This is a genomic window from Ruegeria sp. CG1 (genome assembly GCF_056537265.1).
Genome location: NZ_JBQFRF010000004.1, coordinates 110090 through 133014, shown reverse-complemented (window position 1 = coordinate 133014; position 22925 = coordinate 110090). Strand labels below are relative to the sequence as shown.

Here is a 22925-nt window from a genome sequence, read left to right as displayed (position 1 = left end):
TATCAGGCCAGCCTTGAAGGCCAGGAGGCAGAATGCGTTTAACGTGTCCGAATTGCAGCGCCCAGTACGAAGTCCCGGACGAAGTGATCCCCGAGGACGGGCGCGAAGTTCAATGCTCGGCTTGCGAAGAGACCTGGTTTCAGGAAAAGTATCCAGTCGCCAGCAAAGCAGAGCCGGAAGCGAAATCTGCAACTGCAATCCAGGCAGCCTTTGCCGAACCGGAAGATGTTAAGTCAGAGGATGCGCCAGAACCCGATACGGCCAAGGCCGAGCCAGAAAAGGTTAAGGCAGAAGACACACCAGAACCCGATGCGCCCGAGGAATTGAGTGTTGGAAACGTAGACCCGGCGGTATCCAGCATCCTCAAGGAAGAGGCTGCACGCGAGGCAGAACTGCGCGAGCGTGAAGGCAGCAATCTGGAAAGCCAACCTGATCTGGCATTGGATCCGCCTGAAGAGCCCAAAGTCAAACCGAAACGGCCCTCGGCCACTGAAATCGCCGCTGACGCAGGTCAGAAAGATGAGCTGCCGGATGTTGAGGCGATCAACTCGGGTCTGCGCAGCGACTTGACATCGGACGAAGCTGAAGCCGTTGCTCCGGCCCGCAAATCCGGTGGGTTTCTGCGTGGCTTTACCTTGATCATTATCATCGGCGTCATTCTGTTTCTGATATATGGAAACGCCAATCAGATCAGCGAGGCGGTTCCTCAGGCTGATCCGATGCTGAAATCATATGTCTCACTGGTCGATCAAGCGCGCCTTTGGCTTGAGACACAGACCGGGGGCGCAGGGCAGAACTAGAACCTTTCGAGCAATCGCTTGAGGTATTCCAACTCGATCTGAGGCCGATCCTGTTCACCGGTCCTACGGCGGATTTCATCCAGCAACTCGCGCGCACGGCGATATACATCTTCGCCTTGCAGCAAGTTGTCGTCGGTCGAGATTGATCCCGCGGAACCTGGCGTACGACCCAATGGATCGCGGTTATTGGCCTGCATGTCGCCGGCCTCGGTCCCTTGACCCGGCTGGTTCTGCTGGTTCTGCGCCAGGGCTTCGCCCAGTGAACGCATGCCTTCGCGCAGGGCTTCCATCGCCTCGGATTGACGGTCAATCGCCTCGGCCAGATCATCGCTGCGCAAGGCGTCTTCGGCGTCGTCCATGGCCCGGCCCGCACGGCCCAATGCTTCGCGCGCAGCGTCGCCTTCGGGTGTACCACCGCCGGGCAGACCCTGTTGCTGCCGATTCAACTCATCCCGCAGCGCCTGCTGCCGATCCGCCAGTGACCCCTGACCTTGCTGACCTTCACCAGCCTCATCCTGACCCTGGCCCTGACCGCCCTGGCCTTCATGGCTCTGGCCGCGTCCCAGACCACCATTGCGGCCCTCATTTCCCTGACTTTCGCCCGCTTGCGCACCGGGGTTGAACTGTTCCTGCAGGTCGCGGAATGCCTGATCGCTGAGGCCCTGTTGTTCGCGCAGGGTTTCTGCCAGCCCTTCCATGGCCTGCTGTCCTTCGGACTGGCCACCTTGGCCCTGCCCTTGTGTGACGCGCATGTTTTCCATCATTTGCTGGAACTCTTCCAATGCCTGCTGCGCCTCGGCCATGCGGCCTTGTTCCATGAGCTCCTGAATGCGGTCCATCATTCGCTGCAGGTCATCCTGCGTCATCTGCAGGGTTTCGCCGTTCTGGCCCTGCTGTCCTTGCTGCGTCTCACCGTTTTCCTGCGCCAGACGCTGGAGTTGCCGCATGTAATCCTGTGTCGCTTCGCGCAGCTCCTGCATCAGTTCGGCAATCTCTTCGTCGCTGGCACCGTTCTGCATCGCTTCGGTTAGACGCTCCTGCGCACGGCGCATCCGTTCCAGTGCGTCGGCCAGCGTGCCATCCTCGATCAGAACCGCCAGAACCCACAGTGCTTGCGCAATTTCTTCCTGCTGTTTAACGTTCAGTGCGCTGTATTTGTCGAAGGTCTCCAGCCGCCGCAGGATCACACGCAGACGTAGATACGCTGTATCTGAGCGGAACAGGTCCTCGGGTAGGTGCGAAACCGCACGCAGCAATTGCGATACACGCAGCGCATTTTCGCGCGACCAGAGCAGATCGCGCCGCTGTTCGATCACCGCAGCAGCCAATGGGTCAAAGAACCTACGGGCTGGCAGTTCTGTCAGATAAGGTTCTGCCACCGTCTCTTGATCTGCCGCGTCGATAGCCATGAGGGTTATTTTTACCGGCAAATGTGCCCAAGGGTGCTGCGAGAAATCCTCGATCAAGTCTTCGGTGAAATCGGTCCGATCGCCTGTAATCGGCATTGGCAACTCGACCGTAATGATCTCGCGCGGTTCAGGCTCGGTCGCAAGACCGAATTGACGGTTGACCGCTGGCAGGTCCAATTCAATCCGGGCTGTGCCGGAGACGATTCCATAGTCATCCGCAGCAGCGAAAGGCAGCTTCATCTGTCCGCCAGCCTCTGATTGCGCCACTCCTGCCGTCGCGATCCTGGGCGCAGTGTCTGGAAGGATCTCAAGCGCCCAATCGCGCCCGGCCGGGCCATCGATCCGCATCTGACCCGAGCGTTCGGCAACAAATTCCTGTTCCGGTTCTGTCGCGGCTTCGCTGCCCAGAGGTGTCGAAGATTCTGTCAGGCTGTGTGCGCCGACCTCGCCATAAAATCGTAGCGTGATGCGGCTGCCTTTAGGCACCGTCAACGTCGGATCGGTCTGATCGGCAAGGTAGAGCGTTGGCAGCCCGGTGTAGCGCGGCGGTTCAACCCAACCCTCCCAAGTCGGGTCCTGCCCCGCCTGAGCGGTCCCCGGCGTCATGTCAGCGACCGAGCCTATCCGCCAGAACGAGCCGAACAGAGCCGCAACGACGAGTGCCAATAAGGCAGCATAGCGAAGCGCATAGGGATCGCGAGACGCCAACCGCAAGTCGGGTTTCACCGGATCGGCCTTTGATGCACGATCTGCCATGCGCGTCTGGTGCGCATGCCACAGTGCCACCGAATCCGCATCCATCGCACCGATTGCCTGATCGTCCATCAGTGCTTGTATCGGGCGTCCGGGTAGGGTTTCATCCAGCCGAACCAGCGCCTCGGCCCGGGTTGGCAGACGGAACCGTTTGATTCCGAAAACCGCTGTCGCAATCAAAGCAATCAATCCGATCGCTGCAGAAATCCAAACGGCTTCAATGCGCACAAGATCGTGCAGACCCAGCATCAGGGCGGCCAGCAGCGCCATAAGAATAGAAAAGAACGGCCAGAAGGCGCGCATCACCTGCTCAGCCAGCATACCCCCGTGCGTCAGCCACAGGGACAGTCTTGGAATTGGCAAGGTCTGGTTGTCGCGCAAGGCGGGCCTCCTGATCGGCCCGACGCGCCTATCGCGTCAAAGCCACTCAGGTATGGTATCGCGGTTTATGATTTCGTCAAAGCTTGGGCGTTCACGAATTACGGCAAATTGATCCCCGTTCACCAGAACCTCAGGGATTAGGGGCCGCGTATTGTATTCGCTGGACATGACAGCACCGTAGGCACCTGCACTGCGGAATGCGATCAGATCGCCCGATTTCAAAGCCGGCATGTTGCGTTGTTTTGCAAAGGTATCCCCGGATTCACAGACCGGACCAACGATATCATACGGGCGCTGTTCGACCCCTGCGGCAGGTTCTTCGACCGCCACTATATCATGATACGCCTCATACATCGCGGGGCGGATCAGGTCGTTCATCGCGCCATCGAGGATCAGGAAATCGCGGTCTTCGCCGGATTTAACATAGACGACCTTGGACACCATCAGACCCGCATTGCCAGCGATCAGCCGACCGGGCTCAATCTCGATCTCGCAGCCCAGATGGCCCAGTGTTTTCTTGACCATCGCACCATATTCAACCGGCAGCGGAGGCGCGTCGTTGGAACGGGCATAGGGAATACCCAAGCCACCGCCCAGATCAAGGCGGCGGATGTTATGTCCCTCAGCGCGCAGACGCTCGGTCAGCTCAGCAACCTTGTTATAAGCCAGCTCAAACGGTTCCAACTCGGTCAGTTGTGAGCCGATATGAACGTCGATCCCAATCACCTCCAGTCCCGGAAGGCTTGCGGCCAGTGCATAAACCTCGGACGCACGCGAGATTGGGATGCCGAACTTGTTCTCGGACTTGCCGGTGGCGATCTTGGCGTGGGTTTTTGCATCCACGTCCGGATTCACCCGAACAGTGATCGGCGCAACCTTGCCCAATTCCAGTGCAACCGCATTGATCACCTGCATTTCGGGCTCGGATTCGACGTTGAACTGACGAATTCCACCGGTCAGAGCGGTACGAATCTCATCCGCTGTCTTGCCGACGCCCGAAAAGACAATCTTGTCTCCGGGCACGCCCGCGGCTTTGGCGCGCAGATATTCCCCGCCCGAAACCACATCCATTCCCGCACCTGCCTGCCCCAGCGTCTTCAGGATGGCCTGATTGCTGGCCGCTTTCATCGCATAGCAGACTAGGTGATCAGTGCCCTCAAGCGCGTCATCGAACAGCTTGAAATGCCGTAACAGCGTCGCCGTCGAATAGACATAGAACGGGGTTCCGACCGCGGCTGCGATTTCGGAGATTGGCACATCCTCGGCGAAAAGCGCGCCGTCGCGGTAGAGAAAATGATCCATGCCTGCGCGCTTAGACCAAAAGAGGTATGTGGATCAAATGATTCCGGTAGGGTTGTGGTCACCGTCGCGGTTCAGAACGTCTTTGACGCGCCAACCCTCGCATATCCTGAAACCGAGACCCCGGACCCGCTAGGTGCGGCCGTTGGTTCCGTTCGGGGTGCGCCTGACGGGTCGCAAGCTGCAAGTACGGCGAGGCAGAGGATCAGGCCGACAGGTCTCATGCATTTTCTCTTTGTCATTCAGGACGTGTCAGATGCAGATGGGTGTGCGATCAGCAAATTGCAATTTTGGAGTTCAGAGCCCCAGATAAACGCCCAGCCCACCGCGTCTGAGACCAACGCCAACACCGCCATAGGTGCCGCTGCTGCCTACGCCGACGCTTGCGCTCATGGTGGGCTGTATGGGTTCGCCATCGGCACCACACCCGGCCAAGGCCGCTGCGACCGCAATCAATAGCACCACCCGTCGTATCTGCATTACACCAGCGCCTTCCATCGCTTGATCTGGGCCCGCACCTGATCCGGTGCGGTGCCGCCATAGGATTGGCGAGAGTTTACCGAATTTTCGACGGTAAGAACAGAATAGACGTCGTCGGTGATGTCCGCGTGGACCGATTGCATGTCCTCCAGCGTCAGATCCGGTAGGTCGCAGCCCTTGCTTTCAGCCATGGCCACCAGCGATCCAGTGACATGGTGCGCGTCGCGGAAGGGCAGGCCCAGCACGCGGACCAACCAGTCGGCCAGGTCGGTCGCAGTTGAAAAGCCAGACCCGGCAGCGGCAGCCAGGCTTTCGCGATTGGCGGTCATGTCCTTGACCATGCCTTCCATCGCGGCAAGTGCCAGCATCCAGTTATCTGCCGCATCAAATACCTGTTCTTTGTCTTCCTGCATGTCCTTGGAATAGGTCAGCGGCAGCCCCTTCATCACCATCATCAGGCCAGTATTCGCACCAAATATGCGGCCAACCTTGGCACGGATGAGCTCAGCTGCATCGGGGTTCTTCTTTTGCGGCATGATTGATGAACCAGTCGAGAAGCGATCAGACAGTGATACAAACCGGAATTGGGCCGAGGACCAGATTACCAATTCCTCGGCAAAGCGCGACAAGTGCATGGCGCAAATCGAGGCGGTCGACAGGAACTCCAACGCGAAGTCGCGGTCGCTGACAGCGTCCAATGAGTTGGCTGCGGGGCGGTCGAAGCCCAGCGCCTCAGCTGTCATCTGGCGGTCGATTGGGAAAGAGGTCCCGGCCAACGCGGCTGCGCCCAAGGGGGATTCGTTCATCCGGGCACGGGCGTCGCGCACGCGGGACAGATCGCGGCCAAACATCTCGACATAGGCCATCATGTGGTGACCCCAGGTTACTGGCTGCGCGGTTTGCAGGTGGGTGAAACCGGGCATGACCCAGTCTGCCCCGGCCTCGGCCTGCGCCAAAAGCGCGCGGATCAGAGCCAGAAGACCGGAATCTGCGGCATCTAGCTGGTCGCGAACCCAGAGTTTGAAATCGGTCGCCACCTGGTCGTTTCGCGACCGGCCCGTGTGCAGACGGCCTGCGGGTTCTCCGATCACCTCTTTCAGTCGCGCCTCGACATTCATGTGAATGTCTTCCAGCGCAGTCGAGAACTGAAATTCTCCGTTCTGAATTTCTGACAAAACGGTGAGCAGGCCTTCCCGAATGGCGTGCGCATCACTATCAGTAATAACGCCTGTGGCAGCCAACATGGCGGCATGGGCGCGCGAGCCTGCGATGTCCTGGGCTGCCATCCGCTGATCGAACCCGATCGAGGCATTTATCGCCTCCATGATCGCGTCTGGACCAGCGGCAAAGCGGCCGCCCCACATCTGGTTCGAAGATTGATCGGTCATGAAAGAAAACCCGGAGTTGATATGCGCCTGTTACGTCTGATCCCCCTTTATATGGCCCTAGCGCTGGGTGCAAACGCCGCTTTGGCAACAGATGCGGCAACGCTTGGCCCATTGCGTGAGGGCAGCCTGAAGCGGCTGATCCTGCATAGTGAGCCCAAGCCGGTCAAAGTGGTCGATTTTGAACTAGAAGATGATGGTGGCACCGGATCGCTGGCCGACTACAAAGGCAAGTATGTGCTGCTGAACTTCTGGGCCACATGGTGTGCGCCGTGCCGCAAAGAAATGCCTCAGATCGCTGAACTGCAACAGGAGTTTGGCGGTGACAAATTCGAGGTTCTGACCCTGGCGACCGGTCGCAACACACCTGCCGGGATCAAGAAGTTCTTTGACGAAAACGGCATCGACAACTTGCCGCGCCATCAGGATCCGAAACAGGCGGTTGCACGCGAAATGGGAGTGATTGGCCTGCCGATCACTGTGATCATCGACCCCGATGGCAATGAGATCGCACGCCTGATCGGTGATGCAGAATGGAACTCGGACAGTGCCAAGGCGATAATTTCAGCGCTTGTCGAAGGCAATAGCTGAGGTCCCGCGCGCTCTTGCAGAAAATCTGTGTTAGAATGAGACCGGCCCCAACGGGCCGGTTTTCGTTTGCGACCGGAAGAAAGGGAGACTCCGATGAAACCGGTAGTTCTGTTGATTGGGCGGTTGCCGAATGTAATCGGCAACGTGGCACAACAACTGGATCACCTGCCGATTCAGTGGCTGGGCGCGCATGATCAGGATGAGGTGCGGCGGCAGCTGGACGCGGAACCGCGCATCGCCTGTGCGATCATGGGCGCGGGTCTTGATGACAAGATACGCGGAGAAATGGTTGGCATCATCGCCGCGCGAAGGCCCGATATCTGCATCCATCTCAAAGATCGGGCCTCTGGCCCTGACGGGTTAATGCCGTTTGTCGCACGCATCGTCCAGCATGAGATTCTGGAAAGCCTGGAAAGCGGCTGACGCCACGCCACCTTTGACAGACAAATCGCCCGCTTGCAGGTTATCTGCAGGAGGATGGAATGCCGCTGGAAATACTATTGATCCTCGTCGTCGGCGGCATTGCCGGGGTCGCCTTGCTGCTGCATCTGACGGGCAAATCACGCCTGCAAGTGCTGACACCCAAGACAGCACAGGAACAGTGGCTGCGTCACTTTCCAGATGATTCAATCATTGACGTAACCGTTGCCCATGATAGTCACGCCGCCCTTATCCGAACCGAAACCGGAGCCGGTCTGCTGTGGTCCTTTGGTGCCGATACCGTGGCCCGCCATTTACGGGATTTCGATTGGCTGGATCATCCCGAAGGCTTTGAAGTCCTGTTCCACGATTTCAGCACTCCTCGGGTCATCGTCCACCTTGATGAGACCGAACGCCAGCACTGGCAATATCTGATGGATCCCGCATGACCGATCACGTGAGCTTTCCCGACGCGGTGCAATGGGCCGTGCCCTTCTTCATCGCGGCCATTCTGGCCGAATTCCTTTGGATCGCGATCAAAGGCCGGGGCGGTAGGTACGAAACCCGCGATGCCTTGACCTCGCTGATCATGGGGGCAGGCAATATCGCCTCGGGCTTTTTGCTGGGCTTCATCGCATATGCGTTTTTCATGTGGCTGTGGCAGATAACACCGCTCAACCTAGGGACCTCGATCCCGGTCATCATCTTGTGCTTTGTACTGGACGATCTGCGGTATTACTGGGTGCACCGCTTTGGGCACCGCATTCGCTGGGTCTGGGCCAGTCATGTGAACCACCACAGCTCACAGCATTACAACCTGACAACGGCGCTGCGGCAGACCTGGACCTATACATTCACCTTTATGATGGTGGTACGTGCTCCGCTAATCTTACTAGGCTTTCACCCGGCGATGGTGCTGTTCGTCGGAGGTCTGAACCTGATCTACCAATTCTGGATCCATACCGAAGCGATCGGCAAAATGCCGCGCTGGTTCGAAGCCGTCATGAATACGCCCAGTCACCACCGCGCCCATCATGGGCGAAATGCGCGATATCTTGATTGCAACTATGCGGGTGTCTTTATCATCTGGGACAAGATGTTCGGCACATTTGTCCCCGAGCAAGAAGATGACAAGGTCGACTATGGGCTTGTCCACAATATCGGCACGTTCAATCCGCTGCGCGTGGCGTTTCATGAATGGGTTGGAATCTGGCGGGACGCCACCCAACCGGGCCTGACCTTGCGCCAACGTCTGGCTTATTGTTTTGCCCCTCCGGGCTATAGCCACGATGGCAGCCGCGACAATTCCCAACAGATCAAGGCCAAGCACCTTGTCCGCCATCCGCAAGATCACGGCACACCGGGATTCGAGCAGTTCGGCACCAAATCACCTGCTTCCACAGCCAAGCGGGCCTAGGTCTCAAAAAGACCTTTTCTTTGCTTGAAATTTGGCACAAGCGCTCCATATCCCCTGAGATGTTTTAAGAGTGCATTTCCGGAGGCCCGCATGTCAAAGCTGATGAGAATTTCTACGATCACAGGTTTGCTGGGCCTCGTCATCACAATGACAGCCGCACTCAACGGAGCAATGCCCGCGCTATTGGGGCTGGGATTTGTCATGGCCGCGCTGGGACTTTTAGGAGCGCTTATCGGTGCAGCTGCTTCGCTGCGTCATGCATGGCAATCAACACACTGATCTTCCGCCCCACCACCTGCGATAAAATTTTGAGCGTTAACCCCGGTTTTACCTGTCTTCCCTGAAACTGGCCCCGGCCAAAATCATCGGGATCAGGGGAACGGTACGTCATGGGAAACAGGAAACGCGCAGACCTGCCTGAGGGATCGGACGACCCTTTGAGCGCCGCCGTCACTTCACGGGATCGATCGGTGGTACAGATGGCGACCGAAGCCGTAAAGCATAGACAATGCAGGCTGGCGTTCCAGCCTGTCGTTCAAGCACATCCTCCTCAGGGAATCGCGTTCTACGAAGGGTTCATCCGTGTATTGGATGAAACCGGCCGCGTCATCCCCGCGCGCGAGTTCATGCCACAGGTTGAGAACACGCCAATTGGCCGGGACCTTGATTGCGTCGCGCTTGAAATGGGGCTGCGCACTCTGATCCGCAACCCTGGCATCCGCCTGTCGATCAACATGTCCGCGCGGTCCATCGGTTATTCCAACTGGTCGCGTGTGCTGGATAGGTTTCTGAAAAAAGACGCAAGCTTGGGCGAAAGGTTGATTCTGGAAATCTCAGAATCTTCGGCGATGCAGGTGCCCGAACTGGTGGTGGATTTCATGGATCGCCAACAAGCCCGCGGTATCGCCTTTGCGCTGGATGATTTTGGGGCCAGTAACTTTGGCTTTCGCCACTTTCGTGAATTTCTGTTCGATGCCGCCAAGATCGATGGGCAGTTCATCAGGGGCATCAGCAGCAATCCCGACAATCAATCGCTGGTGCGCGCACTGATTGCAGTTGCGCGGGAATTCGAAATTCTTGTCACCGCCGAATCGGTCGAAAGTGACGAAGATGCTCATTTCCTGATCGCAAACGGTGTCGATTGTCTGCAGGGCTTTCTGTATGGAGCGCCTTCAGTCACTCCGCCCTGGAGCTCGGAAAAAGCTGCAAAAACGGGCAGTTGATAGCAGCTGGTCGCGCGGAACACCGCCAAGGCTCACTCTGAGACAAGCTGTCCGTTGCTGCAGATGCAGCATTGCGCTATTGCAGAAGATGCTTGAGCGGGGGATCACGAGGCGCTCTTGCACCCGGAGAAGACTTCTCCTCACACCGCGCCGTCAGATTTCCCACAGGACCATGACGGTAAAGGATTGACTTTATGACCAACGTAGTAATCGCATCCGCCGCACGTACGGGCGTCGGTAGCTTTAGCGGTTCGTTTGCGAACACCCCCGCACATGATCTGGGCGCTGCCGTCCTTGAAGCAGTTGTCGAACGTGCCGGGATCGACAAGGGCGAAGTAAGCGAAACCATCATGGGCCAGGTCCTGACTGCCGCCCAAGGTCAGAACCCAGCGCGCCAGGCGCACATAAATGCCGGCCTGCCGCAGGAAAGCGCGGCTTGGGGCATCAACCAGGTCTGCGGTTCGGGTCTGCGTGCTGTTGCTCTGGGTGCACAGCATATCCAATTGGGCGATGCCGACATCGTTGCGGCTGGTGGACAAGAAAACATGACCCTTTCGCCCCATGCCGCCGCCCTGCGCGCCGGTCATAAGATGGGTGACATGAAATACATCGACACGATGATCCGCGATGGTCTGTGGGATGCCTTCAACGGCTATCACATGGGTCAAACGGCTGAGAACGTCGCCGAGAAATGGCAGATCAGCCGCGATATGCAGGATGAATTTGCGGTCGCCTCGCAAAACAAAGCCGAAGCCGCCCAAAACGCTGGCAAGTTCGCTGACGAAATCGTGCCCTTCACCATCAAGACCCGCAAGGGCGACATCGTGATGGACAAGGACGAATACATCCGCCACGGCGCGACAATCGAAGCCATGGGCAAACTGCGCCCCGCCTTCGCCAAGGACGGTTCTGTCACGGCCGCAAACGCTTCGGGCCTGAATGACGGTGCCGCTGCCACCCTGCTGATGTCGGCTGAGAATGCCGAAAAGCGTGGGATTGAGCCCTTGGCCCGAATTGCATCCTACGCGACCGCCGGACTTGACCCGTCGATCATGGGCGTTGGCCCGGTCTACGCTTCGCGCAAGGCGCTGGAGAAAGCTGGATGGTCGGTCGGTGATCTGGATCTGGTCGAAGCCAACGAAGCCTTCGCAGCGCAAGCCTGCGCTGTAAACAAAGACATGGGTTGGGATCCGTCGATCGTAAACGTCAACGGTGGTGCAATTGCCATCGGACACCCAATCGGCGCGTCCGGCTGCCGGGTTCTGAACACCCTGCTGTTCGAAATGAAGCGCCGGGATGCCAAGAAAGGTCTCGCGACCCTCTGCATCGGCGGCGGCATGGGTGTCGCCCTGTGTGTGGAGCGTGACTAAGTGCGCTGAAAACTAAATACAAAAGGGCGTCCACTGGGCGCCCTTTTTTGTTACAATCGGATCATACCCCATAGATGCGACAATATCGCCGGACAGAAAGACAAGATCGATCACGAAACGATATTGCGCATCCTTAACGCTCAGAGTAACAGAATTACCAAGACGACTAAATTTGGAGGAGTCCTAAATGGCACGTACAGCACTCGTAACCGGCGGTTCCCGCGGCATCGGCGCAGCAATTTCCAAGGCGCTGAAGGCCGAAGGATACAATGTTGCCGCCACTTATGCAGGCAATGACGAAGCCGCCGCAAAGTTCACCGACGAAACCGGTATCAAAACTTATAAATGGAATGTTGCGGATTACGACGAATCCAAAGCGGGCATCGAAAAAGTCGAGACCGAGGTTGGCCCGATCGACATCGTGGTCGCCAACGCCGGTATCACCCGCGACGCACCGTTCCACAAGATGACACCTGAACAGTGGCATCAGGTCATCGACACCAATCTGACTGGTGTTTTCAACACCGTGCACCCGGTATGGCCGGGTATGCGCGAGCGTAAATTTGGTCGTATCATCGTGATCAGCTCGATCAACGGTCAGAAAGGCCAGTTTGCGCAGGTCAACTATGCCGCAACCAAAGCGGGCGATCTGGGCATCGTGAAATCTCTGGCGCAGGAAGGTGCGCGGGCCGGTATCACGGCCAACGCGATCTGCCCCGGTTATATCGCGACCGAAATGGTTATGGCGGTGCCGGAAAAAGTACGCGAATCGATCATCGGCCAAATCCCGGCTGGTCGTCTGGGTGAACCGGAAGAAATCGCGCGTTGCGTCGCCTTCCTGGCATCGGACGATTCGCAGTTCATCAACGGCTCGACCATTTCCGCAAACGGTGCACAGTTCTTCGTCTAAACCGACGACCTGAGAATGAAAACGGGCCGGTCCATCAAGGACCGGCCCTTCTTTTATCCCGTAAGATCACGCGCGCTGCGATCAGCGGGAACCGAATAGCCAGGACCAGAATCCTACAACCGCCTTGCCGCGCTCTTCATGCGCGCGGTGAATGGCGTTCTGAATGGCTGGGTTTGTTGTCATCTCGATCATGCTGAACCCTTCTCAATCAAGTTGGTTTTGTCTTGCCATTAACATGGCCTTTGATTTTAAATTGCACAAACGAGAGTTTTCGATCCTTCAGTTCAGAAAAACTTAACCGTCATGACCGACCGCCTGCCTCCGCTGACTGCTTTGCGCGCCTTCGATGCCGCCGCACGACATATGTCGTTTGCCAAGGCGGCGGAGGAGCTGAATGTGACACCTGCGGCCCTGTCCTTTCAAATTAAGTCGTTAGAAGAGCATCTGGGCCACCCCGTGTTTCGCCGGCTCAATCGCGCCGTCGAGCTGACCGAAGCTGGGCGCACATTGGCACCCGGAACAGCAGATGGCTTTGCCGCCCTGCAAGCCGCGTGGCAAGCGACGCGGAGGCTGCAGGATGAAACAAGCCTCACGGTTACAGCAGGCCCTGCCCTGACAGCAAAATGGCTGGCTCCGCGCCTTTATGAGTTCGCCCGTGCAAATCCGGGGATTGACCTGAAATTCTCGGCCACTCTGCGCAACATGGACCTTGAACGCGATGACGTGGACGTGGCGATCCGCTTTGGCTATGGGCCGGATGAGGGGCTCTATTCGGTTCCCGTCCGCAAGGAGTGGCTGACACCGGTTATGACCCCGGAGCTGGCCGAACAATTCCCCACGCCTGCGTCGTTGCGCGACGCCCCCCTGATCCACGACGATTCGATCAGTTTCCTCAAGCCGCGTTGCGACTGGCCCGCGTGGTTCCGTGCGGTTGGATTGGATTTCACTCCGACCCATGGGGCGCATTTTTCGAACGCCGATCACGCCATCGACGCTGCCGTGGCCGGGGTGGGCGTGGTTCTGGGGCGGCGCGCCATGATCCTGAAAGACCTGACCGAAGGGCGACTGGTCGCGCCGTTCAAAGTGGCACTGGAGACCGCCGGGCGATTTCGTTTCCTCTGCCTGCAAGGGGCAGAGAAGCGACCGCAGATCGCAGCGTTCCGCGACTGGTTCATTTCCGAGATTGAAAAGACCGCGCATATATCGGATGAGTTTGAAATCATCCCTGTTGAGAAGGTAGCTGGTGAATGAGCAGAATGGGCGCGACCGCGATTGGTTTTGTCGCCGTTTTGCTGTGGTCTCTGCTGGCGCTGTTCACTGTGGGTTCGGCCCCGACGCCGCCTTTGTTGTTGAACGCGATCTGTTTTACCATCGGCGGTACGCTGGGTCTGATTTGGACATTCGCCAGCGGCGGGCTGGTTCAACTGCGCCGGGTCGCGTGGACGACATACCTGCTTGGATCAATTGGCCTTTTTGGCTACCACGCGCTGTACTTTTCAGCCCTTCGCATGGCCCCTGCAGCCGAGGCTGGGCTTATCGCTTATCTCTGGCCTTTGCTGATCGTTCTTCTGTCAGGTCTGCTGCCCGGAGAACATCTGAAACCTGGTCACCTTATCGGAGCCTGCCTTGGCTTTGCTGGAGCCGCCGTCATCATCACGGGTGGTGGCAGCGCAGGGTTTCAGGTCCAGCATCTGCCCGGCTACGGGCTGGCCTTGCTGTGCGCGCTTACATGGTCCAGCTACTCGGTTCTATCGCGACGGCTGGGTGATGTGCCGACAAGTTCGGTCGCGGTGTTCTGCATTTTGACGGCGATCGCCTCATGGGCCTTGCATTTCACGGTGGAAGAAACGATCTGGCCGCAAGGCACATTTGGCTGGGCCTCGACCTTTGCACTTGGCCTGGGACCGGTTGGGCTGGCGTTCTATGTCTGGGATATCGGCGTCAAGCGCGGGGACATTCAAATACTGGGCACCGCCTCATACGCGGCACCTTTGCTATCGACGCTTGTGTTGGTTCTGGCCGGGATCGCCGCCCCGTCCTGGGGCCTGGCGATCGCGGCCTTGTTTGTCACCGGTGGCGCTGCCATCGCGGCCCGCGCCAGCCTGAAGGCCTAGAACCTTAGGTCGACAGGCGCTCGATCTCTTCTTTTAGCTTCAGCTTTTGCTTCTTCAGCTGTGCGATATGGAGATCGTCAATACCAGGTGAGCGTTGCGCTTCTTCCACTTCAAGACCGAGAATTTCGTGTTTTTTCTTCAACTCCGTCAGATGTGCGCTCACGCTCATGGCGGTCCTCCTTCTCTGGTTTGTAAGTGTCACGTAAGAAGTTGATCACATCATTTCCAGCCTGTCACGCTGCAGACGCACGAAATCTATAATAAATCCGACAAATTCGGCTGGTCATTGCCGATCAGGCAAAGTGCCCGGTCAAATCCGCCGCATCGCGCAACACCGCCGAAACCACAGGAGTATAGCTTTCACCGTCTTCTACGTGCTGTTCACCGAGGTGCAGAATCAGCGGAGCGTGCAGCCGAAATGCGGCGCGTCCGCCCTTTCTGGCGCGCAAAACCACTAGCTCAGCCCCGCGATCCACACGGGGGGCCAGAGGTAGCACCTGAATCGAGCCCAAGCGGCCCGCGCACCCCGCAAGCATATCGGGCAGCCGGTCTGCCCTCTGGATCATGTGAAGATAACCGCGCGGCGCCAGACGTCGGGCGGCGACATTGATCCAGTCCTCAAGCGGCGTGTCTTCACCCAGTGCGATCTGCCGACCCGCGTCGGTGGCAGGGCTATGCGCGCCTGCCCGGTAGTAGGGCGGATTGGCGATCACATGATCGAACTGTTCTTGTCGCAGATCATTCGGTAGTGCGTTCAAATCCGCCTCAACCACGGTGATCGCTGCGTTTTGTTCCGAATTGCGGCGGGCCAGATCTGCATAGCCAGCCTGCAGTTCAACCCCAGTTGCCTTCAGGTGCGGCACTCGCGCCATTAGGCACTGAATAGCAGCCCCTGCCCCGCAGCCCAATTCCAGCACCGACTGGCCAGCTTGTGCCGGGACCGATGCCGCCAGTAAGACCGGATCGACCCCTGCACGATATCCTGAGCGCGGCTGCCACAGACGCACACGCCCGCCCAGAAAATCATTGCAGGTCAGATCACTGTCGGAAAAGCTGCTCATCGCCCCAGCGGGATCTCGTTATCGCGCATGACCCGTTCGGCGCGGGTCAGATCATCTGCCCGCACCATCAGGCGACGGGGAAAGATTCCGATGCCGCCTTCTAGGATGCTCATATTTACGTCCATCTGAAAGCAGTCTATATCCTCGCCCTCAAGGAGAGCCGTTGCAAAGGCTAGGATTGTCGGATCGGTGCTGCGCAATAGTTCTTTCATGGGGATGGATGTAAGGGCAAGGTGACAGGGATGTCGAGCCTTGTATCAGGAGAGTGATGAACGTCAGCACGATCTCGAAACCGCATGAGCGTCTGGCAGAGATGCTTGCGGGCGAAATGGCAGCAGTAAATACGCTGATTCGGACGCGTATGGCATCGGAACATGCCCCGCGCATTCCCGAAGTGACCGCGCACCTGGTCGAGGCGGGCGGTAAGCGTCTGCGCCCGATGCTGACCCTGGCGGCGGCGCAGCTGTTCGGCTATTCAGGCGACCATCACGTCAAGCTGGCTGCAACGGTCGAGTTCATTCATACCGCAACCCTGCTGCATGACGATGTCGTCGATGAAAGCAGGCAGCGGCGCGGGCGACCCACGGCAAACCTGCTATGGGACAATAAATCCAGTGTTCTGGTTGGAGATTACCTGTTTTCCCGCAGCTTTCAGTTGATGGTCGAAACCGGTTCGTTGCGGGTTCTGGATATCCTTGCAAATGCGTCGGCCACAATTGCCGAAGGCGAGGTGCTGCAGATGACAGCGGCCACCGATCTGGGCACGGATGAAAGTGTCTACCTGCAGGTTGTGCGCGGCAAGACAGCGGCGCTGTTTTCTGCCGCAACCGAAGTGGGTGGTGTGATCGCAGGCGCGACCGAGGCGCAGGTCAAGGCGCTGTATCACTATGGCGATGCGCTTGGAATCGCGTTCCAGATCGCTGATGATCTTCTGGATTATCAAGGCGATAGTGCGGCCACAGGCAAAAACGTCGGCGACGACTTCCGTGAACGCAAATTGACCCTGCCAGTGATCAAAGCCGTGGCTCAGGCAACTGCCGAGGAACACGCGTTTTGGGAACGGACGATTGGTCGCGGGCGGCAGGAAGAGGGTGATCTGGATCACGCTTTGTCGCTGATGGCCAAATACAGCACGCTGGATGCAACCCGCGCGGATGCGTTTGGTTGGGCGGCCAAGGCCAAGGCTGCGCTGGCGCCTCTTCCGGATCACGAAATCCGCACCCTGTTAGGCGATCTGGCCGATTACGTCGTATCGCGCCTTAACTGAGCGTCGTTGCGCGGTGCCACCAGCCGGGTTGGGCCGCGCCGATCTCATAGGCGGCAAAATGGGCTGCTTTGAGCGTTGGATAAAGTGCGAAACAGGTTGAGCCTGAACCCGACATACGAACCATCAACGCGTCTCGGGTGCCTTCCAACGCCGCTATGACCTCCGCAATGCCCGGCGCTACAGATATTGCAGGTGCCTCTAAATCATTCCGCTGAGCCCTCAACCACGTGGCGCAGTCTTCCGGTGTTTTGAATGCAGGGATCTCAGCAGGCATCGGTGCGTTGTCTCTGCTGTGCAAAGCGGAAAACACCGTGCCGGTGGGAACTTCAATACCCGGATTGACCAAAAGCGCCGGGAGGGGCGGCAACGCCATCGGCTCAATCTGTTCACCTATCCCGCGCATACGCGCTGCAGCAGCATGTATGCATACTGGGACATCCGCGCCAAGCGACAGCGGCACGCTATCGGGCCACTCTCCCCCCTTCGTCGCAGTGCGCAATACCGCCGCAGCATCCGAGGAGCCGCCCCCGACACCGCCACCGTGCGGCAGTTGTTTGTTCAGATGAATGCGACCGGTCCAGCCTGCGGCCTCGGCGGCCTGCCAGACCAGATTGCGATCATCGGTCGGTACGCCATTCGAAAACTCACCCGTGACCGACAGAGACAGCTCGGGGCCGGAACTGAGGCTCAACTGATCCCCAACATCGGCAAAGGCAACCAACGAATCAAGCAGATGATAGCCATCCGCGCGTTGGCCGGTCACATGCAGGGTCAGGTTGATCTTGGCGGGGGCAAATGCCTCAGCCTTCATTGGCGACCTTCAGGGGTTCGGCGCCTTCCTCGGCCAGAACCGCATCCAATCCGACTTCGATCTTGCGGCGGATGCGTTCAGGATCGGCTTCGCCGTCGGTATCTTCAGGATCAATGAAAGACAGTGCTCGTTTCCACTGGAACTCCGCTTCACGCCCACGACCTACGGCCCAGTAAACATCGCCCAGATGGTCATTTACCACCGGATCGACCGGCATCAGCTCAACGGCGCGCTCCATGTGGTCAACTGCTTCGTCGTACCGGCCCAGGCGGAACAACACCCAGCCCAAGCTGTCAACGATATAGCCGCTGTCAGGGCGCGCTGCGACGGCGCGTTCGATCATATTCAACGCTTCGTCCAATTTCTCGCGCCGCTCGACCAGCGAATACCCGAGATAGTTCAGCACCTGTGGTTGGTCCGGGTTCAACTCAAGCGCGCGGCGGAAATCGGCCTCGGCCTCGTCCCAGTTCTTCAGACGTTCATGCGATATCCCGCGGGCATAATGCAGGAACCAGTTTCCGCCTGCACCCTCTTCCGTCAGGCCAATCGCCTTGTCGTAAGAGGTGACCGCTGCCGCGTAATCCTCTTGCTGGCGCCGCAGGTCGGCCAGGGCTACATGCACACCGGGCAAATCGGGGCTTTGAGCGGCAAGGTTTTGCAGGACCTCGGCGGCAGCTTCTTTTCTGTCAGAGCGACTTAGGACCTCGGCGCGCCCCAGCTCGGCGGCATGATAATCGCTGCTGTCCGGAGGCACCTGCCGATAGACATCAACCGCCAGATCATATTGTTCCAGCCCATCCAACAACTCAGCGCTTAGCAAAAGCGCATCAATATGGTCAGGCCGCAGAAAGGCCGCGACGCGGGCATATAGCAGAACATAATCCTGCGCGGCCTCGGCACTCAGCGCAGCGCCAACGGTGAAGAAAACCTCGGCCATGCCATCCTGTGCAGAACGGACATGGGTAAAGGGCAGCGTTTCGCCATCAGACAGCCGGGTGACGTAACCTTCGATGGTCGGATCACTGCCGGCGGCAAAGACGTTATCCAGAAATTCCAGCGCATCGTCGTTGCGATCCAGCTGCGACAGCACTTCGGCACGCGCCAGCGCAGCCCGGCGTGAAAAACGGGCGACCAGGCCATCATCTGCGGCAAGGATCGCCTCGGCCCCCTCAAAGTCTCCGACTGACGCCAACGCCATGGCCTTGTGATAAAGTGCAAATTCTTTCAGACCTTCCTGTGTGGTAACAACGTCAAATTGTTCCATCGCTTTGGTCATGGCGCCTTGCCCCATATGAGCCCAAGCAATCATCAGGCCATCAACCAGCGGTCCAACCCCTTGCGTTTCAGGATCGCGGGCCAGAAATTCATCCAGCTTGCCATCTGCCACCAGATTGGCGGCGATCACCATCCGAGCGGCCTGGCTGGGCAGTTCATTTTCCTCGATAACTTCGGCGACGGTCAGGGCCCGCTCAATCTCACCCAAGGCGAGCCGGGCGACGACCACGTTTTCCAGCAGTTTCGGATTTTGGGGATCAGCGCGAAGCGCCTGCGCATAGTAACTCTCGGCAGCGGGATAGTCGCTCTCATAAATCGCCTGACGCCCGGCCAGATACGACCCCGATCCGGTATCCGATACCGCAGGAAACGCGATTGAAGAACTGAGGATCACGGCCAGAGCCGCGCGTCGAACCAGGGAAACCACTGATAATCTGCCTTGCTGTCGTTGACTGACCGACAAGCTAGGGCTTTGCTGGGCGAGAGGCAATGGCAGAGCCTTCACGACCCTGCCAACGCTCGTGTTCTTGCCTACATATTGGGGTAGTTCGGCCCGTCGCCGCCCTGCGGTGTAGTCCATGTGATGTTCTGGCTGGGATCCTTGATGTCACAGGTCTTGCAGTGAACACAGTTCTGGAAGTTGATCACGAATCGCGGCCCGTCTTCATCCTCGACCATCTCATAGACGCCTGCGGGGCAGTAACGCTGTGCCGGCTCGTCGAATTTGGGCAGGTTGACCTTAACCGGGATGTCCGGGTCGGCCAGTTTCAGATGACAAGGCTGACTTTCCTCGTGATTGGTGGCCGCAAACGATACGTTCGTCAGGCGGTCAAAGGACAGTGTGCCATCGGGTTTCGGGTAGTCGATGGGTTGATGCTTGCTGGCATCTTCGGTCGATTCCGCGTCGTTCTTGCCGTGGCCCAGCGTGCCCAACAGCGAGAAGCCCAGCGTGTTGGTCCACATGTCCATACCGCCCAGTACCAAGCTGGCGGTCAGGCCGTATTTCGACCACAGCGGTTTGACGTTGCGCACCTTCTTCAGATCCGAGCCGATTGCACCATCGCGAACGTCGGCCTCATAAGCGGTCAGCTCATCACCCGAACGCTCGGCCTTGATGGCATCATAGGCGGCTTCGGCCGCGGCCTTGCCCGACAGCATCGCGTTGTGGTTGCCCTTGATGCGCGGCACGTTGACCATGCCCGCCGAGCAACCCAACAGCGCAACACCCGGTGCGACCAGTTTCGGCATCGACTGGTAGCCACCCTCGGTGATCGCGCGGGCACCATAAGCCACACGCTTGCCGCCCTTAAGCAGGTCAGCCACCATCGGGTGATGCTTGAAGCGCTGGAATTCCATGTAGGGGTACAGGTGCGGGTTTTTGTAGTTCAGGTGAACCACAAAGCCGACATAGACCTGATTGTTTTCAAGGTGATAGATGAACGACCCGCCACCCGCGTTGCTGCCCAGCGGCCAGCCCATGGTGTGCGTGACGCTGCCTTCTTTGTGCTTGGCCGGGTCGATCTCCCAGATCTCTTTCATGCCGACGCCGTATTTCTGCGGCTCTTTACCGGCAGACAAGTCGTATTTGGCGATGACTTCCTTGGACAGTGAGCCGCGCACGCCTTCCGACAGGAAGACATATTTGCCATGCAGTTCCATGCCCGGCTCGGTGTTGGGGCCGTAGGATCCGTCTGGCTCCAGACCAAATACACCGGCTACAACGCCTTTGACTTCACCGTTCTCACCGTAGACCAGCTCGGAACAGGCCATGCCGGGGAAGATTTCGACGCCTAGTTCTTCGGCCTGCTCTGCCATCCAGCGGCAGACATTGCCCATCGAAACGATGTAGTTGCCGTGGTTGTTCATCAGCGGCGGCATCGGGAAATTGGGGATGCGGATCTTGCCAGCCTCGCCCAGCATGTAGAAATTGTCTTCATGCACAGGCACGTTCAGCGGGGCACCCTTTTCCTTCCAATCGGGGATCAGAGCATCCAGACCACAAGGGTCCAGCACCGCACCCGACAGGATATGCGCACCCACTTCCGAACCCTTCTCTAGAACCACGACGTTCAGGTCGGCATCCAGCTGTTTCAGACGGATGGCCGCAGACAGGCCCGCAGGGCCAGCACCCACGATCACCACGTCATATTCCATCGCTTCGCGTTCAATCTCGGCCATCGCGGGCTCCTTAGCTAACTTTCCGAATTGGCGCTTTCTTCATGCGGTCGGCGCAATATTGTTTCACGGCTGATTACATGGTCATAAAGACTTTGGTCAATCGAAACACGGCGTAACAACGCCGCTATTCGACACTTCAGGCTTCGGGTGCGTCCCCCATAAGGTATCTGGGACCGCTACCATGGGATTTGGCCCTGTCATCGGGGTTGTAAAGCTTGCATTTCGGCAGGCTGAGGCAGCCGCAACCAATACATCCATCCAGATTGTCGCGTAGTCGCATCAGCGTATCGATTCGCTGATCCAGATGCGTGCGCAGCCGTTCGCTGATACTCTTCCAGTCCTGAGGCGTCGGTGTGCGGTTTCCTGGCAAGCCCGACAATACCTCGCGGATCTCGGGCAAAGTCAGACCGAATTGCTGCGCGATCATCACAAAGCTTAGCCGTCGGATATCGGCGCGCTGATAACGCCGCTGCCCACCCGCGTTACGCCATGGAGATATCAAACCTTGCGCCTCGTAGTATCGGATCGCCGACACCGCCAACCCGGTGCGCCGGGCCAATGCTCCAATCGCCAGACCTTCCGAAACAACCATTACATCCTCCCAAAGAAATCTCTTGACCTAAAGTTAGGTTTAGAAATTACAGTGAGTCGGGACAAGCCTCAAATTGGAAGGAGAATCCCATGATGGCGACGCTGGAACATACTAATTTCACGGTCCGCGACCCAAAGGCATCTGCGGCGTGGATGCAGAAAGTCTTCGACTGGAAAACACGCTGGGAAGGCCCTGCCATTGCCGGTGGCTATACGGTGCATGTGGGCAGCCCTCATACCTATCTGGCACTCTACGCCCCCGGCGATCCCAAGCCATCAGGCGAAAGCAGCTATGATTACGTGGGCGGCTTGAACCATGTAGGTGTGCTGGTCGAGGATATCGACGCCACCGAGGAAAAGGTCCGCAAAGCGGGATTTGAACCGCACAACCACGCAGACTATGAGCCAGGCAAGCGGTTCTATTTCGAAGATGACAATGGCATCGAATTCGAAGTGGTTCAGTATGATTGAGATGCTGTGGCTTGGGCACGAAGCCAGCCGTTGGCGAAGTGGAGAATTGTTGGGACAGCGCCACAGGCGCACCCGCCCCCCGGAACGGCGGCGCTAAGTTGCGAGTTTACTGACAACGCACACCTCCCCTCTTGCAATTCACGCCTCATTTGGGTCAGGTAAATGCCAACCCATCCTTCGCCCCGACGCTATTGTGCGGCGGGGCGTAACAATTTCTGCGTGGACGACAAGACAATGGAAAAGATCCCCATGACGCCTTCGGGCAATGCCGCGCTCGAGGCAGAGCTGAAGAATCTGAAATCCGTCGAGCGCCCGGCGATCATCGAGGCGATTGCCTCAGCCCGCGAACTGGGCGACCTGAAAGAAAACGCCGAATACCACTCGGCGCGCGAAAAGCAGGGCTTTATCGAAGGCCGCATCAAAGAGCTTGAAGGCATCCTGTCGCTGGCAGATGTCATTGATCCGGCCAAACTGTCAGGGGCTATCAAGTTCGGCGCGAAGGTCACGTTGGTGGATGAAGATACCGACGAAGAAAAGACCTGGCAGATCGTGGGTGAGTATGAGGCCAATATCGAAGCGGGCCTTCTGAACATCAAATCCCCCATCGCCCGCGCCCTGATTGGCAAAGAAGAAGGCGACAGTGTCGAGGTCCGCACCCCCGGAGGCGTGCGCTCTTATGAAGTTCTGAATATCGAATACGCCTGACCGGAGCGTTTGTC

General features: G+C 58.2%; 25 protein-coding genes. 14 read left to right on the top strand and 11 right to left on the bottom strand.

The annotated features are described in order from the left end of the window. The first annotated feature begins 32 nt into the window (after positions 1–32). Positions 33–800: a zinc-ribbon domain-containing protein gene (locus tag ACR0AU_RS12980; protein ID WP_480795777.1), complete on the top strand. Its 768-nt coding sequence runs from the start codon at positions 33–35 to the stop codon at positions 798–800. Here the strand turns inward: ACR0AU_RS12980 and ACR0AU_RS12975 are convergent. The 4 genes from ACR0AU_RS12975 to argH form a co-directional block, all read right to left on the bottom strand. Beyond that, positions 797–3283, bottom strand: a complete 2487-nt coding sequence (locus ACR0AU_RS12975; RefSeq protein WP_480795848.1) for a TIGR02302 family protein — start codon at positions 3281–3283, stop codon at positions 797–799. The genes ACR0AU_RS12980 and ACR0AU_RS12975 overlap by 4 nt on opposite strands. 96 nt (positions 3284–3379) lie before the next feature. After that, positions 3380–4645 (bottom strand): diaminopimelate decarboxylase, encoded by a 1266-nt coding sequence (gene lysA, locus ACR0AU_RS12970; protein WP_170733567.1) that lies wholly within the window; start codon positions 4643–4645, stop codon positions 3380–3382. A gap of 294 nt (positions 4646–4939) precedes the next feature. After that, positions 4940–5122, bottom strand: coding sequence for an argininosuccinate lyase (locus ACR0AU_RS12965; protein WP_170395762.1), 183 nt, complete (start codon positions 5120–5122; stop codon positions 4940–4942). Continuing rightward, positions 5122–6510 carry an argininosuccinate lyase gene (gene argH, locus ACR0AU_RS12960; protein ID WP_480795776.1) on the bottom strand — a complete coding sequence of 463 codons (1389 nt, stop codon included), beginning with the start codon at positions 6508–6510 and terminating at the stop codon, positions 5122–5124. Before argH ends, ACR0AU_RS12965 begins: the two co-directional genes overlap by 1 nt. A gap of 21 nt (positions 6511–6531) precedes the next feature. On the opposite strand from argH, the gene ACR0AU_RS12955 reads away from it, so the two are divergent. The 10 genes from ACR0AU_RS12955 (at position 6532) to yddG (ending at position 14552) form a co-directional block, all read left to right on the top strand. After that, the gene (locus tag ACR0AU_RS12955; RefSeq protein WP_170395758.1) at positions 6532–7098 is read left to right on the top strand and encodes a TlpA disulfide reductase family protein; all 567 of its coding nucleotides are present in this window, start codon (positions 6532–6534) and stop codon (positions 7096–7098) included. A 93-nt stretch (positions 7099–7191) separates the two neighbouring features. After that, the gene (locus ACR0AU_RS12950; protein WP_170395756.1) at positions 7192–7521 is read left to right on the top strand and encodes a hypothetical protein; all 330 of its coding nucleotides are present in this window, start codon (positions 7192–7194) and stop codon (positions 7519–7521) included. Positions 7522–7580: 59 nt separating this feature from the next. Next, positions 7581–7967: a hypothetical protein gene (locus ACR0AU_RS12945; RefSeq protein WP_170395754.1), complete on the top strand. Its 387-nt coding sequence runs from the start codon at positions 7581–7583 to the stop codon at positions 7965–7967. Beyond that, positions 7964–8935 (top strand): sterol desaturase family protein, encoded by a 972-nt coding sequence (locus ACR0AU_RS12940; protein WP_170395752.1) that lies wholly within the window; start codon positions 7964–7966, stop codon positions 8933–8935. Before ACR0AU_RS12945 ends, ACR0AU_RS12940 begins: the two co-directional genes overlap by 4 nt. A gap of 90 nt (positions 8936–9025) precedes the next feature. Next, complete coding sequence (locus tag ACR0AU_RS12935) at positions 9026–9214, top strand: hypothetical protein (protein WP_170395750.1); 189 nt, start codon at positions 9026–9028, stop codon at positions 9212–9214. 110 nt (positions 9215–9324) lie between these two features. Then, a complete protein-coding gene (locus ACR0AU_RS12930; protein WP_170626183.1) occupies positions 9325–10158 on the top strand; it encodes an EAL domain-containing protein in 834 nt (277 codons plus the stop codon). Between the two features lie 194 nt (positions 10159–10352). Then, on the top strand, positions 10353–11528 hold the full coding sequence (locus ACR0AU_RS12925; protein ID WP_480795775.1) for an acetyl-CoA C-acetyltransferase: 1176 nt from the start codon (positions 10353–10355) through the stop codon (positions 11526–11528). Positions 11529–11715: 187 nt separating this feature from the next. Then, on the top strand, positions 11716–12438 hold the full coding sequence (gene phbB, locus ACR0AU_RS12920) for an acetoacetyl-CoA reductase (protein ID WP_170513883.1): 723 nt from the start codon (positions 11716–11718) through the stop codon (positions 12436–12438). Between the two features lie 303 nt (positions 12439–12741). Continuing rightward, positions 12742–13689 (top strand): transcriptional regulator GcvA, encoded by a 948-nt coding sequence (locus ACR0AU_RS12915; protein WP_170513880.1) that lies wholly within the window; start codon positions 12742–12744, stop codon positions 13687–13689. Continuing rightward, entirely contained in the window at positions 13686–14552 is an 867-nt protein-coding gene (gene yddG, locus ACR0AU_RS12910) for an aromatic amino acid exporter YddG (RefSeq protein WP_170423689.1), read from the top strand. The genes ACR0AU_RS12915 and yddG overlap by 4 nt, the downstream gene beginning before the upstream one ends. 4 nt (positions 14553–14556) lie before the next feature. On the opposite strand, the gene ACR0AU_RS12905 is transcribed toward yddG, so the two are convergent. From ACR0AU_RS12905 to ACR0AU_RS12895, 3 genes are all read right to left on the bottom strand, one after another. Continuing rightward, positions 14557–14721 carry a YdcH family protein gene (locus ACR0AU_RS12905; RefSeq protein WP_170395738.1) on the bottom strand — a complete coding sequence of 55 codons (165 nt, stop codon included), beginning with the start codon at positions 14719–14721 and terminating at the stop codon, positions 14557–14559. Between the two features lie 124 nt (positions 14722–14845). Continuing rightward, positions 14846–15613: a methyltransferase gene (locus ACR0AU_RS12900; RefSeq protein WP_170395736.1), complete on the bottom strand. Its 768-nt coding sequence runs from the start codon at positions 15611–15613 to the stop codon at positions 14846–14848. Then, complete coding sequence (locus ACR0AU_RS12895; protein WP_008755664.1) at positions 15610–15825, bottom strand: putative signal transducing protein; 216 nt, start codon at positions 15823–15825, stop codon at positions 15610–15612. The genes ACR0AU_RS12900 and ACR0AU_RS12895 overlap by 4 nt, the downstream gene beginning before the upstream one ends. Positions 15826–15881: 56 nt before the next feature. Here ACR0AU_RS12895 and ACR0AU_RS12890 point away from each other — a divergent pair, with 56 nt between their 5' ends. After that, positions 15882–16880 (top strand): polyprenyl synthetase family protein, encoded by a 999-nt coding sequence (locus tag ACR0AU_RS12890; protein WP_480795774.1) that lies wholly within the window; start codon positions 15882–15884, stop codon positions 16878–16880. Here ACR0AU_RS12890 and ACR0AU_RS12885 read toward each other — a convergent pair. The 4 genes from ACR0AU_RS12885 to soxR form a co-directional block, all read right to left on the bottom strand. Continuing rightward, entirely contained in the window at positions 16873–17691 is an 819-nt protein-coding gene (locus tag ACR0AU_RS12885; protein ID WP_170733563.1) for a 4-(cytidine 5'-diphospho)-2-C-methyl-D-erythritol kinase, read from the bottom strand. The two genes, ACR0AU_RS12890 and ACR0AU_RS12885, sit on opposite strands and share 8 nt — an antisense overlap. Further along, positions 17681–19393 (bottom strand): tetratricopeptide repeat protein, encoded by a 1713-nt coding sequence (locus ACR0AU_RS12880; protein WP_170733562.1) that lies wholly within the window; start codon positions 19391–19393, stop codon positions 17681–17683. Before ACR0AU_RS12880 ends, ACR0AU_RS12885 begins: the two co-directional genes overlap by 11 nt. A gap of 104 nt (positions 19394–19497) precedes the next feature. Beyond that, a complete protein-coding gene (locus ACR0AU_RS12875; protein ID WP_170626187.1) occupies positions 19498–21144 on the bottom strand; it encodes an electron transfer flavoprotein-ubiquinone oxidoreductase in 1647 nt (548 codons plus the stop codon). 136 nt (positions 21145–21280) lie between these two features. Further along, positions 21281–21736 carry a redox-sensitive transcriptional activator SoxR gene (soxR, locus tag ACR0AU_RS12870; protein ID WP_170395726.1) on the bottom strand — a complete coding sequence of 152 codons (456 nt, stop codon included), beginning with the start codon at positions 21734–21736 and terminating at the stop codon, positions 21281–21283. Between the two features lie 89 nt (positions 21737–21825). Between soxR and ACR0AU_RS12865 the strand changes: the two genes are divergently transcribed. Together ACR0AU_RS12865 and greA are read left to right on the top strand one after the other, a co-directional pair. Next, positions 21826–22206, top strand: coding sequence for a VOC family protein (locus ACR0AU_RS12865; protein ID WP_170513859.1), 381 nt, complete (start codon positions 21826–21828; stop codon positions 22204–22206). 234 nt (positions 22207–22440) lie between these two features. After that, positions 22441–22911, top strand: coding sequence for a transcription elongation factor GreA (gene greA / locus ACR0AU_RS12860; protein ID WP_170408364.1), 471 nt, complete (start codon positions 22441–22443; stop codon positions 22909–22911). Positions 22912–22925: the final 14 nt, after the last annotated feature.

Bases quoted from the DNA above. Each gene is read 5' to 3' on its own strand.
- ACR0AU_RS12940 (WP_170395752.1), top strand. From the start codon at position 7,964: ATGACCGATCACGTGAGCTTTCCCGACGCGGTGCAATGGGCCGTGCCC.
- ACR0AU_RS12885 (WP_170733563.1), bottom strand. From the start codon at position 17,691: ATGAAGGCTGAGGCATTTGCCCCCGCCAAGATCAACCTGACCCTGCAT.
- ACR0AU_RS12915 (WP_170513880.1), top strand. From the start codon at position 12,742: ATGACCGACCGCCTGCCTCCGCTGACTGCTTTGCGCGCCTTCGATGCC.
- lysA (WP_170733567.1), bottom strand. From the start codon at position 4,645: ATGGATCATTTTCTCTACCGCGACGGCGCGCTTTTCGCCGAGGATGTG.
- ACR0AU_RS12905 (WP_170395738.1), bottom strand. From the start codon at position 14,721: ATGAGCGTGAGCGCACATCTGACGGAGTTGAAGAAAAAACACGAAATT.
- soxR (WP_170395726.1), bottom strand. From the start codon at position 21,736: ATGGTTGTTTCGGAAGGTCTGGCGATTGGAGCATTGGCCCGGCGCACC.
- ACR0AU_RS12925 (WP_480795775.1), top strand. From the start codon at position 10,353: ATGACCAACGTAGTAATCGCATCCGCCGCACGTACGGGCGTCGGTAGC.
- ACR0AU_RS12890 (WP_480795774.1), top strand. From the start codon at position 15,882: ATGAACGTCAGCACGATCTCGAAACCGCATGAGCGTCTGGCAGAGATG.
- greA (WP_170408364.1), top strand. From the start codon at position 22,441: ATGGAAAAGATCCCCATGACGCCTTCGGGCAATGCCGCGCTCGAGGCA.
- phbB (WP_170513883.1), top strand. From the start codon at position 11,716: ATGGCACGTACAGCACTCGTAACCGGCGGTTCCCGCGGCATCGGCGCA.
- ACR0AU_RS12930 (WP_170626183.1), top strand. From the start codon at position 9,325: ATGGGAAACAGGAAACGCGCAGACCTGCCTGAGGGATCGGACGACCCT.
- ACR0AU_RS12945 (WP_170395754.1), top strand. From the start codon at position 7,581: ATGCCGCTGGAAATACTATTGATCCTCGTCGTCGGCGGCATTGCCGGG.
- yddG (WP_170423689.1), top strand. From the start codon at position 13,686: ATGAGCAGAATGGGCGCGACCGCGATTGGTTTTGTCGCCGTTTTGCTG.
- ACR0AU_RS12875 (WP_170626187.1), bottom strand. From the start codon at position 21,144: ATGGCCGAGATTGAACGCGAAGCGATGGAATATGACGTGGTGATCGTG.
- ACR0AU_RS12950 (WP_170395756.1), top strand. From the start codon at position 7,192: ATGAAACCGGTAGTTCTGTTGATTGGGCGGTTGCCGAATGTAATCGGC.
- ACR0AU_RS12895 (WP_008755664.1), bottom strand. From the start codon at position 15,825: ATGAAAGAACTATTGCGCAGCACCGATCCGACAATCCTAGCCTTTGCA.
- ACR0AU_RS12965 (WP_170395762.1), bottom strand. From the start codon at position 5,122: ATGCAGATACGACGGGTGGTGCTATTGATTGCGGTCGCAGCGGCCTTG.
- ACR0AU_RS12935 (WP_170395750.1), top strand. From the start codon at position 9,026: ATGTCAAAGCTGATGAGAATTTCTACGATCACAGGTTTGCTGGGCCTC.
- ACR0AU_RS12865 (WP_170513859.1), top strand. From the start codon at position 21,826: ATGATGGCGACGCTGGAACATACTAATTTCACGGTCCGCGACCCAAAG.
- ACR0AU_RS12980 (WP_480795777.1), top strand. From the start codon at position 33: ATGCGTTTAACGTGTCCGAATTGCAGCGCCCAGTACGAAGTCCCGGAC.
- argH (WP_480795776.1), bottom strand. From the start codon at position 6,510: ATGACCGATCAATCTTCGAACCAGATGTGGGGCGGCCGCTTTGCCGCT.
- ACR0AU_RS12955 (WP_170395758.1), top strand. From the start codon at position 6,532: ATGCGCCTGTTACGTCTGATCCCCCTTTATATGGCCCTAGCGCTGGGT.
- ACR0AU_RS12975 (WP_480795848.1), bottom strand. From the start codon at position 3,283: ATGCTGGCTGAGCAGGTGATGCGCGCCTTCTGGCCGTTCTTTTCTATT.
- ACR0AU_RS12900 (WP_170395736.1), bottom strand. From the start codon at position 15,613: ATGAGCAGCTTTTCCGACAGTGATCTGACCTGCAATGATTTTCTGGGC.